This is a genomic window from Acetobacter oryzoeni (assembly GCF_004014775.2).
Lineage (GTDB): Bacteria > Pseudomonadota > Alphaproteobacteria > Acetobacterales > Acetobacteraceae > Acetobacter > Acetobacter oryzoeni.
Map to the genome: position 1 here is coordinate 291,187 of NZ_CP042808.1, position 11,953 is coordinate 303,139.

Annotated in this window: 10 protein-coding genes; 5 read left to right on the top strand and 5 right to left on the bottom strand. The window is 54.2% G+C overall.

Features of this window, described 5'->3' with window-relative positions; all coding sequences use genetic code 11:
- The first annotated feature begins 144 nt into the window (after positions 1-144).
- Positions 145-2,490: an ATP-dependent Clp protease ATP-binding subunit ClpA gene (gene clpA / locus EOV40_RS01430; protein WP_050819109.1), complete on the top strand. Its 2,346-nt coding sequence runs from the start codon at positions 145-147 to the stop codon at positions 2,488-2,490.
- A 91-nt stretch (positions 2,491-2,581) separates the two neighbouring features.
- Here the strand turns inward: clpA and EOV40_RS01435 are convergent, their stop codons facing one another.
- Complete coding sequence (locus EOV40_RS01435; protein ID WP_128104835.1) at positions 2,582-3,085, bottom strand: DUF3465 domain-containing protein; 504 nt, start codon at positions 3,083-3,085, stop codon at positions 2,582-2,584.
- Positions 3,086-3,091: 6 nt separating this feature from the next.
- A complete protein-coding gene (locus EOV40_RS01440; protein ID WP_050819111.1) occupies positions 3,092-4,009 on the bottom strand; it encodes a polyphosphate kinase 2 family protein in 918 nt (305 codons plus the stop codon).
- Positions 4,010-4,122: 113 nt separating this feature from the next.
- On the opposite strand from EOV40_RS01440, the gene EOV40_RS01445 reads away from it, so the two are divergent.
- Positions 4,123-4,731: a YqgE/AlgH family protein gene (locus EOV40_RS01445; protein WP_050819112.1), complete on the top strand. Its 609-nt coding sequence runs from the start codon at positions 4,123-4,125 to the stop codon at positions 4,729-4,731.
- 25 nt (positions 4,732-4,756) lie between these two features.
- Here the strand turns inward: EOV40_RS01445 and rapZ are convergent, their stop codons facing one another.
- Positions 4,757-5,737, bottom strand: a complete 981-nt coding sequence (gene rapZ / locus EOV40_RS01450) for an RNase adapter RapZ (protein WP_128104836.1) — start codon at positions 5,735-5,737, stop codon at positions 4,757-4,759.
- Between the two features lie 264 nt (positions 5,738-6,001).
- Here rapZ and EOV40_RS01455 point away from each other — a divergent pair, with 264 nt between their 5' ends.
- Positions 6,002-6,400 carry a RidA family protein gene (locus EOV40_RS01455; RefSeq protein ID WP_128104837.1) on the top strand — a complete coding sequence of 133 codons (399 nt, stop codon included), beginning with the start codon at positions 6,002-6,004 and terminating at the stop codon, positions 6,398-6,400.
- A gap of 19 nt (positions 6,401-6,419) precedes the next feature.
- Here the strand turns inward: EOV40_RS01455 and EOV40_RS01460 are convergent, their stop codons facing one another.
- Both EOV40_RS01460 and EOV40_RS01465 read right to left on the bottom strand, forming a co-directional pair.
- Positions 6,420-8,222, bottom strand: a complete 1,803-nt coding sequence (locus tag EOV40_RS01460; RefSeq protein ID WP_128104838.1) for an ATP-binding protein — start codon at positions 8,220-8,222, stop codon at positions 6,420-6,422.
- A 9-nt stretch (positions 8,223-8,231) separates the two neighbouring features.
- Positions 8,232-8,945, bottom strand: coding sequence for a response regulator transcription factor (locus EOV40_RS01465; RefSeq protein WP_003623821.1), 714 nt, complete (start codon positions 8,943-8,945; stop codon positions 8,232-8,234).
- A gap of 193 nt (positions 8,946-9,138) precedes the next feature.
- On the opposite strand from EOV40_RS01465, the gene EOV40_RS01470 reads away from it, so the two are divergent.
- The gene (locus tag EOV40_RS01470; protein WP_050819115.1) at positions 9,139-9,735 is read left to right on the top strand and encodes a nucleotide exchange factor GrpE; all 597 of its coding nucleotides are present in this window, start codon (positions 9,139-9,141) and stop codon (positions 9,733-9,735) included.
- A 205-nt stretch (positions 9,736-9,940) separates the two neighbouring features.
- Positions 9,941-11,845 carry a molecular chaperone DnaK gene (gene dnaK, locus EOV40_RS01475; RefSeq protein ID WP_050819116.1) on the top strand — a complete coding sequence of 635 codons (1,905 nt, stop codon included), beginning with the start codon at positions 9,941-9,943 and terminating at the stop codon, positions 11,843-11,845.
- Positions 11,846-11,953 lie beyond the last annotated feature (108 nt).

Consider the following 11,953-nt stretch of genomic DNA (forward strand, 5'->3'; position numbering starts at 1 on the left):
AAAAAACGGCATGGTACGCGTTTTTTACGCGGAATAAGACTCGCATTTCCTGAAGAAGCAGCCAAATATGATAACAAGGGCTGCGGGTATGGTGGGTAGCGTTGCTACCGTGCCTGCAATGTCTGGGGAAAGGAGCGTCTCGTCATGTTGTCACGCAATCTCGAACAGACTCTACATCGGGCGCTCATTCTGGCCGGTGAACGGCATCATGAATACGCCACGCTTGAGCATCTGCTTCTTGCCCTGGTTGATGATGCGGACGCCGTTACGGTGTTCCGGGCGTGCGGGGTGGATCTGGACCGCCTGCGCACGGATCTGACAGGTTTTCTGGATAAGGATCTGGCTGGGCTGGCATCTGATCGGCCAACAGAACCAAAACCTACCGCCGCGTTCCAGCGCGTTATTCAGCGGGCGGCTATTCATGTGCAATCTACCGGGCGGGATGAGGTAACAGGTGCAAACGTGCTTGTGGCCCTGTTTGCCGAGCGGGAAAGCCATGCAGTGTATTTCCTGCAGCTGCAGGATATGACGCGTCTGGATGCTGTTAACTTTCTGTCTCACGGTATTGCCAAAGCGCCGGATCGTTCTACTCGCCGCCCGGTGGCGGGTACGGAATCGAACGCAGAAAAGGGTGAAGAACCCGAGCGGACTGAAAGCAAGAGCCAGAAGGGCAATCAGGATGCGCTTTCTACCTATTGCGTTAATCTGAACGATAAGGCGATTGCCGGTAAGGTAGATCCGCTTATCGGGCGTGATACGGAAATTGAGCGCACTATTCAGATTCTGTGCCGCCGCACCAAGAACAACCCGCTGTATGTGGGGGACCCGGGAGTAGGTAAAACCGCCATTGCGGAAGGGCTTGCCCGCCGTATTGTGGAAGGTAACGTGCCAGAAGTGCTGCTGAAATCCACCATCTATTCGCTGGATATGGGCGCATTGCTGGCAGGCACACGCTACCGCGGTGATTTTGAAGAACGCCTGAAAGCTGTGGTGACAGAGCTGGATCAGGACCCGCACGCCATCCTGTTTATTGATGAAATCCACACCGTTATTGGTGCCGGGGCAACATCAGGCGGCGCGATGGATGCCTCCAACCTGCTTAAACCCGCTTTGGCAGCAGGCACTCTGCGTTGCATTGGCTCTACAACGTATAAGGAATTCCGGCAGCACTTTGAAAAAGACCGCGCACTTGTGCGGCGCTTCCAGAAGATTGATGTGCCAGAACCCACAATTGATGATGCGGTGAAGATTCTGCGCGGCCTGAAAGGCAGCTACGAAAAACATCACAAGGTGCGTTACACGGAAGAAGCTATCCGTGCGGCAGTGGAACTGTCTGCCAAGTATATTCATGATCGTAAGCTGCCCGATAAGGCAATTGACGTGATTGATGAGGTAGGCGCTTCCCGCATGCTTCAGCCTGAAGGCCGCCGCCGCAAGACGGTGAACCTGAAGGATGTGGAAGACATTATCGCGCGTATTGCCCGCATTCCGCCCAAAAGCATTTCTGCGGATGACAAGGAAGTGCTGCGCTCTTTGGAACGCGATCTGAAAGGTATGGTGTTCGGGCAGGATCAGGCGATTGATGCCTTGTCTGCTGCCATCAAGCTGGCACGTGCTGGCCTGCGTGATGCAGAAAAGCCGATTGGCAACTACCTGTTCTCTGGCCCCACCGGGGTTGGTAAAACAGAAGTGGCCCGCCAGCTGGCAACAGCGCTGGGGATTGAGCTGGTTCGCTTCGATATGTCCGAATACATGGAGCGGCATTCCATCTCTCGTCTGTTGGGTGCGCCTCCGGGGTATGTCGGGTTCGATCAGGGCGGTTTGCTGACAGATGCCATTGATCAGCATCCACACGCAGTGCTGCTTCTGGATGAAATCGAAAAAGCACATCCAGATCTGTACAACGTGCTGTTGCAGGTGATGGATAACGGAAAGCTGACGGACCATAACGGCAAGACGGTCGATTTCCGCAACGTTATCCTGATCATGACCACCAATGCTGGTGCGTCGGATATGAGCAAGGAAGCTGTGGGCTTTGGCCGTCAGGTGCGAGAAGGTGAGGATGAAGAGGCCATTAAACGCCTGTTCACACCAGAGTTCCGCAACCGTCTGGATGCCATTATTCCGTTTGCACATCTCTCGCCTGAAATTGTGGGGCAGGTGGTTGAAAAGTTTGTGCTGCAGTTGGAAGCACAGCTTGCAGACCGCAACGTAACCATTGAACTGTCTTCCGCAGCCAAGGAATGGCTGGCAGAGCGCGGGTATGACAGGTTGTATGGCGCACGGCCTCTGGGGCGCGTTATTCAGGAATCCATCAAGAAGCCGCTGGCTGAAGAACTGCTGTTTGGCAAGTTGGCAAAGGGTGGAGCCGTGAAAATCGGCCTGAAGAACGGTGAACTGGCGTTTGATATTGTTGAAAGCAGCAATAGCTCTTCCAGCAATGGGGAAGACACTCACGGTAGTGAACATGAGGAAGAAGCAACGGGCTGATGAATATCTGCCACGTGCGTAAATAACAGCAGGGCCGCCAGAAAATATCTGGCGGCCCTGTTTGTATGTGCTGTGTGGAACTGAAAAAAGATCAGTCGTACTTGGTGCCATTAACCGTAACAGAACCCGGAATTGGCCAGGATTTGCCAGTGCCGCGGTGTGTCCAGTCAATGCCCTGCTTGCGGTAGGAATCGTAGTAATAACGGCCCACCACTTCCACCTGGTCTCCCTTATTCACCCACGGCCATGATGGCGTGTGCATTTCATCTAGATTGGTCACAATGCGGATGGAAATGTTGGGGGCAACGGTTACGTAAAAATACCCATGCCACCCACTGCGGGTATGGCGCGCCTTGGGGCTGACTGCGCGCACGGTACCGCAGATATGAACAGGTGTATCCCCTTTGGCGCCGCCGTTTTCATAATCCTGCTGTTTGTTCAGGAAATCCTGATTATTGCAGGTTGCGGGCATGGAGGATGCAGCAGGGGCTTCCTGCTTCCATCCCCATCGGGCTTGTGCGGGGGAGGAGAGGAAAGAGGCTGTCAAACCCGTAAGGCCTGCCAGCATAAGTGCGGGAAAACGTGAAGACATCATTCAGGTTCAGTTTTGTGGTGTGGGAATCTGGCCTTTTTCAGCCAGAAGATGGGCGCGGTATTCATCCAGAAAGTGTTCAACCTCTGGCGCGGGCTTGGGTGTAACCTGATGCAGGTTTCTAAGGGCACGAATAATGGTGCCAATCACCACAAGGCGCGCATACCATTTGTGGTTGGAAGGTACGATAATCCACGGTGCATAAGGGCGTGCTGTTTCAGCAATGGCATCCTGATAAGCCGTGGCATATTCCTTCCAGAATTCACGCTCCTTCAAATCGGAAGGTGAGAATTTCCAGCGCTTTTCCGGAATATCCAGCCGGGCCAACAGGCGTTTCCGCTGTTCTTCGGGCGAGATATTCAGGAAAAACTTGAGCACCACAGTACCTTGGCGGCTGAAATAGTGTTCCAGGTGGCGGATATCGCTAAAGCGGCCTTTCCAGAATTCAGGAGTGTTCACCTCTCCCGTCAGATGGGCGTTCTGGAGCAATTCCGGATGCACACGGGTTACAAGCACATCTTCATACTGGCTGCGGTTAAAAATGACGATCCGCCCTGCCTGCGGTGCCGCAGTATGGATCCGCCATAAAAAACCGTGTTGCAGTTCAGTCGGGCCGGGTTGTTTGAAGGATGTTACGGACACACCCTGAGGGTTCACGCCAGACATCACATGCTTGATGGTGCCATCTTTGCCCGCAGCATCCATGCCTTGCAAAATGATGAGCAAAGAGTGGGTTTGGTTTGCGTAAAGAAGTTCCTGCAATATTTGCAAAAGGCTTTTGACTTTGCGCAGCAGAAGTTTTCCATCTGCTTTTGTCAGGCCCAGATTGCCGTCATCATTCGGATTATGCGCGCTCAGTTTAAACTTGCTGCCATCCGTAACATGATAGCTGTCTAGCGCATCCAGAAAGCGCGAAAGAGTATTCATGCTATAATTGCCTTACAAAATATTTGCCCTTCACGGAGTGTGGCGGGGCATATGTCAGTCATAAAGGCAGGGGCAATCTTGTCAAAAAAAGAGGCGCTTCTCATATTCTAAGTATGATATCCGTACATTCTTCTATTTCTGCACCTTCCAAACCAGAAGAGACACACTCTCTTGCAGGTATGCTGCTGGTGGCTTCTCCCATGTTGGCGCAAACCCCTTTTGCTCAGAGTGTGATTTATATCTGCGCACATGCGCCAGATACCGGCACCATGGGGCTGGTGGTGAACAAACGTCTGGCTGTGGCCAGCTTTGATGAATTGTTAGCCCAACTTGATATCCAGCCCATGCCTCCTGTCAGGCGCATTGGTTTGTGTGCTGGTGGCCCAGTAGATGCCGGGCGGGGCCTTGTGTTGCATTCTGCTGAATGGGAAGGGGAAAATAGCCTGAGTGTCAGCCCCAATGTTGCCCTGACAGGCAGCGTGGATGTGCTGAAGGAAATTGCTGCAGGCAAAGGCCCGCAAGAAGCCCTGTTGGCTATGGGCCATGCCAGTTGGACAGCCGGGCAGCTTGAAGAGGAAATTCTGCAGCACGATGCCTGGTTGGTGGCACCCGCCACGCGGGATATTGTGTTTGGAAGTGACCATGCAGCCAAGTGGCGGCGTGCCTTGGCTTCTATCAATATTGACCCATTGCGCTTGAGCGGACAGGTGGGGCACGCCTGATGGCAGTCTATGCTCCTGCTTAAAATTAGAGCGTGCGGGAGGAATCAGACAGGGCAGGCTCCACAGGTTTTCTGGCCCACCGCCAAGAGGTAATGCCCTGCCGGGCCAGTTCACGGTGCATAACCATGATGGGCCATTTTCCCGCGCCCTCGTAATGTCCCATTCCATCAGGCGCCGAAAGTCTTTTGGCCAAGGCTTCTACAATGGTTACGGAGCGATGCCGCCCGCCGGAACAGCCAATGGCAATGGTGGCATACTTCTTGCCTTCCCGCACAAAGCGCGGAAGCACCAGTTGCAGCATGGCATGAATCTGGTTCAGGAACGGCAGGTAATCGCGGTCTTCCGCTACATATTCCGCAACATCAGAATCCAGCCCGGTTTTGGGGGCCAGTTCGGGCACATAATGTGGGTTGCGCAAAAAGCGGGCATCAAAAACAATATCAGCTTCACGCGGCAAGCCTGCAGGGTAGGCAAAAGACATGAGCGCTACGGTCAGGCCTTCCTGCGCGCCACCAGTCCAAGGGCTGAAACGGCTTTCTACAAACTGGCGTAGCTCCGGCGGGGGCATGTCTGTTGTATCAATCACCAGATCAGCCGCAGCCCGTAGCGGCGCTGTCAGGGCTATTTCTTCTTCAATGCCTTCTTTGATACTGCCGTGCGGGGCCAGCGGGTGGCGGCGGCGTGTTGCCGTATAGCGGCGTAGCAGCACGCTTTCATCTGCTGTGGCATAAATTAGCTCAACACGCAGGTGCGGGTTCATGCGCAGGCGGGCCATGGCTTCCAGCACGGCGGAAGCATCAAACCCACGGGTGCGGGAATCTACCCCAATGGCAACTGGGCGTTCTGCACGGGCTACAATATCATCCAACATCCCAAGTGGGGGGTTGTCGATAACTTCGTGTTCCAGATCTTCCAGAATCCGCAGGATGGAGGATTTGCCCGCCCCAGATAGGCCGGACACCAGCAGAATGCGGCGTGGTGCAGGCGTATCATCTGCCGTAACCATGAACGGCTTTTCCTCTCCATCTTGAGGCTGGCAGGTGCTGGTTGATGATGCAAAAAGATGCCAGAACCCGCAATCAGCCAGTAAACCAGTTAAGCGCTTTGCCAAGCCACTTTACTGCAGTTTGGCCCGTTGTGAGAAGGCATTATACTCAAGGCAGGCATCACTTCGTAACACATCGTTGCGTTTTGTGACGTAAAACAAGGCGTTTGTTACGAAAGAGAAAATTGCGGTTCGTTCGTTCTTGCCTTACGTCCTGACATTGTGATGACGCAAAAACAACAGGCAGATCGGGCTTTGGTGAAACAGCATACACCACATCTTAAACATATAACGGGTGGATTTGTTCTTTCAGGCATAACGGCTCCGCATATCAAAGGGCTGGATATGGCTGAGCAGTGCCGGGCAGCATTGGAGCAGGGGGTAGAGCTTCTGGCCAAACAGGGGCATGCTTTGCATGATGTCACCCATATTCTCTGCACCGTTGCCGATGCTGAAAATTTTCCGTCTTGTTTTCCTGTTTTCAGGCAGTTTTTTCCTTCCATTTCCCCAACCATGACACTGATGTGGTTGAAGGATGCACCTTCTTCCCAGCCCAAAATCATTTTTGAGCTGGTTGTGCAGGAAGAAATTCTTGAGGCGCAGGAAGAAGATTACGCCTTCTGATATGCCCAGTTTTACCAGCCTAGCGGGTGACACTCACCCGTGGCAGCTGGATGGTGAAACAGGCCCCAATAACCTGCCCATTCTGGTTGTGCAGATTATCAACAGAAATTGTGCCATGCAGGGCTTCTATAATCTGCCGACTGATGGAAAGCCCCAAGCCTGAGTGTTGGCCGAAGTTTTCATTCTTCGGGCGCTCGGAATAAAAACGGTCAAAAATCGAATCCAGCTTGGCCTGAGGAATGCCCGGGCCTTCATCCGCAACAGAAATGGTTACCATCTTACCCGTTGGCATAGCTGAAAGCGTGATGTGGCCGTTGGGCGGAGAAAAGGAAATGGCATTGCCAATCAGGTTGCGTAAAACCTGCACAAGCCGGTCTTCTACCGCCAGAACTTCCAGTGGGCTTTCTGGGGTATCACCCTGCACATTTGTTTGCACAATGGGTTGTCCATCTTGCCGCGTGGCCTGCTGAATTTCTGCTAAAACAGAAAGCAACGGCGCAATGGCAACAGGCTCAGCCTTTGCGCGAGACATTTCGGCATCCAGACGGCTGGCATCTGAGATATCAGTTATCAGCCTATCCAACCTGCGCACATCATCATTGATAATGGTCAGCAGGCGGCGCTGCTGGTTCAGGTCTTCAATACGCAGCAGTGTTTCAATGGCTGAGCGGATCGAGGATAGCGGATTTTTAATTTCGTGGCTGACATCGGCGGCAAAGCGCTCAATGGCATCCATTCGCTTCCAGAGCGCTTGCGCACTGGCTTGTAGGGCACGCGCCACATCGCCAATTTCATCACGTCTGGCCAGCAGTCGTGCGGGTACGGTGCCAGTGCGCCCTGTTGCATCACGCATAACCTGTGCTGATGCTGCCAGCCGCAATAATGGCCGGGCAATGGTGAGTGAGAGGTACCACGAGAGCAGTACCGTCAGCACAAGTGCCATCAGAAAAACGGACAGAATGGAAGAGCGAATGGCAAACAGGGAGCGATCAACCTGTGAGGCCACGCGGGTAAGCTGAATAATGCCAATGGTGCTGCCATCGTGCATAACGGGTTCAGCCACCGTAATAATCAGGCGCCCCCGAGCAGTACGCCGGATATAGGGCGGCGCTTCCTGCGGTGGAGGTGGCGGGGCGCCTTGTGTGCCGATGGCAGTGCCAGACGGCCGGGCAGGAATATCTTCCTCATCCGTGTTCAGCGTAACAATGCCCGAATTATGGCTCCCCCATAGCCATGTGAGAAACCGTTCATAAATGCCGGGCTGCGTGGCTGGCGGAAAAGGGATGGTTTTTACACGTTGCTCGTTGCGCGGTGTGGCTGGAGCGGGTTCTGCCGTTTCGGGCCAGTCTGCCAGGTTGTCGGCCACCAAGCGGCCATCCGGCCCAAACAGGCGGGCATGGGCATTGGGGCTTGGTTCTGTAAGCCGCAGCAGCAGTGGGCGGGCTAGAGATTCTTCTAGCACATAGCCCCGATCCTGCGGGTTAGTGGCGTGGGGGTGCGTTGCGCGTACGGCACTTTGCCCCAACGCGCCTGCATAAATCCGGGCCTGTTCACGCAGGGCTGTGACTTCTGTTGCCAGAAGACCGTTCCGAAACTGGTTCAGAAACAGAATGGTTACGCCCAGCAGAGCGATAGGCAAGATATTCACCAGCAAGACCCGCCGCATCAGCGGAGAAATCAGCCGTGTGCGAGAGGCCTGATAAGCCGCTGTGGCTTCTATACTGCCTTTGCGGGGCTTGTTGCCCGGCATAGACAGATAATGCAGGCCACCAATGCGGCCTGCCAGCGCCTTAAAAAAAGAAGGGGCGGGCTGGCTGGTCATGAACCGCGATCAGTCTTCCCGATATCGGTAACCGATACCGTATAGGGTTTCGATCTGGTTGAATTCGTCATCCACCTGGCGGAACTTTTTGCGCACACGCTTGATATGGCTGTCGATGGTGCGGTCATCCACATACACGGTGTCGCCATACGCAGCATCAATCAGCTGATCGCGGGATTTCACCAGTCCGGGCCGCTGGGCCAGTGTTTTTACCAGCAGAAACTCCGTTACGGTCAGGGGCACATCTTCCCCTTTCCATGTGCATTTGTGGCGTAGTTCATCCAGGGAAAGGTTGCCACGCACCAATGCACCACCCGTAGGTTCCCCATTGGCTTCTGCTCGGCTTACTTCATTCCGGCGCAGCAGGGCGCGGATGCGTTCCAGCAAAAGGCGTTGGGAGAACGGCTTGGTGATGTAATCATCCGCCCCAAGGCGCAGGCCCATAAGCTGGTCCACTTCCTCGTTTTTGGAGGATAGGAAAATGACAGGCAGGTTGGAGCGGGTGCGCAACCGTTGCAGAAGTTCCATGCCATCCATGCGGGGCATCTTGATGTCCAGAACAGCCAGATCAACCGGATAGGCCGTTAAGCCCTGCAGCGCCGATTCGCCGTCTGTATATGTGCGAACATTGAAGCCTTCTGCCTCCAGCGTCATCTGCACCGATGTCAGGATATTGCGGTCATCATCCACTAGCGCAATTGTCTGCTTGGTGCGCTCTGTCATTGTCTGCGTTGTCCTTCCCTGCTGCCATGCGAGCAAGCCCTATAGACTAGGACGTGCCATCCTATCCTGCCAAGTGCCCCTGTCCAGAATCGGCCAGCTTTTTTCTGTATTGTGTAGATGGGGCATAAAATCATGCACATGGCAGGGGTGGCGGGTCTTGTCGGCGGCGTTTGTGTTGCTTACTTCAAAAGGCATGACCCAAGATACAGATCCCACACAGGTCGAAACGCCGGCAGCACAGCCGGCCCCGGCCGAGCAGACGGCTCCGGAACACGAAGCCGCTGCTGAAGCTGCGCAGAACGGTCAGCCAAGCGGCCCGGAAGCGCGTATTCAGGAACTTGAGCAGGCCGCTGCTGACTTTAAGGAAAAGTGGCTGCGCTCAGAGGCTGAAAACCAGAACCTGCGCGCCCGCGCCAAGCGTGATCTGGATGATGCCCGCCAGTACGCCGTGCAGAAATTTGCGCGTGACGTTGTAGAGGCCGCAGAAAACCTGCGCCGTGCGCTGGCCAGCCTGCCACCTGCGCAGGAAGGTGAAGATTCTGTGCTGACCAAAATGCGTGAAGGCATTGAAAGCACGGAACGTTCCTTCATTTCCATTCTGGAACGCCATGGCATCAAGTGTGATGACCCGTCAGGCAAGCCATTTGATGCCAACCTGCATCAGGCAATGGCGGAGCAGCCCAGTGCTGAGCACGAACCCGGTACGGTCATGCAGGCATGGACGCCAACATGGACGCTGCACGGGCGCCTGCTTAAGCCAGCCATGGTGGTGGTTGCCAAGGCTTCCTGATCAGGAGGTTACGGCATGGCGGCAGGTAAAAAATCCTGCCCGCCAAGGTGTTTTCCCTTCTTGAAAAAGAGAAAACGCCACCATACATCAGGTTTATCATTCAGGCCTGCTTTTACCTTATTACGGGCAGAGCGGGCGGGTAAATGAAAGCAAGGGCCTTTTCTGGTGCTTCGGGCCAGATAGGGTCGCTGAAAGGGAATATATAATGAGTAAAGTTATTGGTATCGACCTTGGTACGACCAACTCCTGCGTTGCAGTGCGTGAAGGTAACGAAACTAAGGTTATCGAAAACAGCGAAGGCGCACGCACCACCCCGTCTATGGTGGCTTTCACCGAAAGTGGTGAAATGCTGGTGGGTCAGGCTGCAAAGCGTCAGGCAGTTACCAATCCGGCCAACACTTTCTACGCTGTTAAGCGTCTGATCGGTCGTCGTTTTGATGATCCGACAGTCCAGAAAGACAAGGAAATGGTGCCCTACGCCATCGTTCAGGGTGACAATGGCGACGCATGGGTTGAGGCGCGCGGCAAAAAATATGCCCCCTCACAGATTTCCGCCTTCGTTCTGGGCAAGATGAAGGAAACGGCTGAATCCTATCTGGGTGAAAAAGTTTCTCAGGCGGTTATCACCGTTCCGGCTTACTTTAACGATGCCCAGCGTCAGGCAACCAAGGATGCAGGTAAGATTGCCGGCCTTGAAGTGCTGCGTATCATCAACGAACCCACAGCAGCTGCTCTGGCTTACGGGCTGGAAAAGAAAAGCGGCGGCACCGTGGCTGTGTATGACCTTGGTGGTGGCACGTTTGACGTTTCCGTCCTGGAAATTTCCGATGGCGTGATCGAAGTGAAATCCACTAACGGTGATACGTTCCTGGGTGGTGAAGACTTTGATAACCGTATCATCGGTTACTTGGCAGACGAGTTCAAACGCGAACAGGGTATTGATCTGCGGTCTGATAAGCTGGCTCTGCAGCGTCTGAAAGAAGCAGCAGAAAAAGCCAAGATCGAACTGTCTTCCTCCAAGGAAACAGAAATCAACCTGCCGTTCATCACGGCCGATGCATCTGGCCCGAAACACCTTGTTCTGAAGCTGACCCGCGCCAAGCTGGAAAGCCTTGTGGACGATCTGGTGCAGCGTACGCTGGAACCCTGTAAGGCAGCGCTGAAGGATGCTGGCCTGTCTGCTTCTCAGATTGACGAAGTCATTCTGGTTGGCGGTATGACCCGTATGCCCAAGGTTATCGAAACGGTTAAAGGCTTCTTTGGCAAAGACCCAGCCCGTAACGTGAACCCCGATGAAGTTGTGGCCATTGGTGCTGCTATTCAGGGTGCCGTTCTGAAGGGTGATGTTAAAGACGTTCTGCTGCTGGACGTAACTCCGCTTTCTCTGGGTATTGAAACGCTGGGTGGTGTGTTCACCCGTCTGATCGACCGCAACACAACCATCCCGACCAAGAAGAGCCAGGTGTTCTCCACAGCGGAAGATAACCAGAGCGCTGTGACCATTAAGGTCTATCAGGGCGAACGCGAAATGGCAGCTGATAACAAGCTGCTGGGTAACTTCGACCTGACCGGTATTCCTGCAGCTCCGCGTGGCGTGCCGCAGATTGAAGTGACCTTCGATATCGATGCCAACGGCATTGTGTCCGTGTCCGCTAAGGACAAGGCAACCGGTAAGGAACAGCAGATCAAGATCCAGGCTTCTGGTGGTCTGTCCGATACCGATATCGACAAGATGGTGAAGGACGCTGAAGCTAACGCTGAAGCCGACAAAGCCAAGCGTGAGCAGGTAGAACTGCGCAACAATGCCGAAGCTCTGGTGCATCAGACTGAAAAGTCTCTGACTGAAGCTGGTGACAAGGTTCCGGCTGCTGAAAAGAGCGAAGCAGAAAGCGCCATTGCCGCTGTTAAGGCCGCTATGGAAGGCACAGATGCAGAAGCTCTGAAAAGCGCAACCGAACGCCTGACACAGGCAGCCATGAAGGTGGGTGAAGCCGCTTACAAGGCTGGTCAGGCTGGTGAAGCTGCTCCGGAAGCAGAAGCTGCAAAGCCGGACGAAAAAGAAATCGTTGACGCTGACTTTGAAGACGTGAACGACAGCAAGAAGTCCTGATCGGACGCTATGCACAAGGGTGACTATGTGACAAACATAGTCACCCTTTACTTTATTTCTGGCGTCCGCGCTTCATTGTAAGGCGGGCGCTTTTTGTTGTTTCGGACA

What these genes read in the sequence shown, in the direction of transcription:
- EOV40_RS01465 (WP_003623821.1), bottom strand. Translation starts at nt 8,945, where the DNA reads ATGACAGAGCGCACCAAGCAGACAATTGCGCTAGTGGATGATGACCGC.
- clpA (WP_050819109.1), top strand. Translation starts at nt 145, where the DNA reads ATGTTGTCACGCAATCTCGAACAGACTCTACATCGGGCGCTCATTCTG.
- EOV40_RS01435 (WP_128104835.1), bottom strand. Translation starts at nt 3,085, where the DNA reads ATGATGTCTTCACGTTTTCCCGCACTTATGCTGGCAGGCCTTACGGGT.
- dnaK (WP_050819116.1), top strand. Translation starts at nt 9,941, where the DNA reads ATGAGTAAAGTTATTGGTATCGACCTTGGTACGACCAACTCCTGCGTT.
- rapZ (WP_128104836.1), bottom strand. Translation starts at nt 5,737, where the DNA reads ATGGTTACGGCAGATGATACGCCTGCACCACGCCGCATTCTGCTGGTG.
- EOV40_RS01460 (WP_128104838.1), bottom strand. Translation starts at nt 8,222, where the DNA reads ATGACCAGCCAGCCCGCCCCTTCTTTTTTTAAGGCGCTGGCAGGCCGC.
- EOV40_RS01470 (WP_050819115.1), top strand. Translation starts at nt 9,139, where the DNA reads ATGACCCAAGATACAGATCCCACACAGGTCGAAACGCCGGCAGCACAG.
- EOV40_RS01445 (WP_050819112.1), top strand. Translation starts at nt 4,123, where the DNA reads ATGATATCCGTACATTCTTCTATTTCTGCACCTTCCAAACCAGAAGAG.
- EOV40_RS01440 (WP_050819111.1), bottom strand. Translation starts at nt 4,009, where the DNA reads ATGAATACTCTTTCGCGCTTTCTGGATGCGCTAGACAGCTATCATGTT.
- EOV40_RS01455 (WP_128104837.1), top strand. Translation starts at nt 6,002, where the DNA reads ATGACGCAAAAACAACAGGCAGATCGGGCTTTGGTGAAACAGCATACA.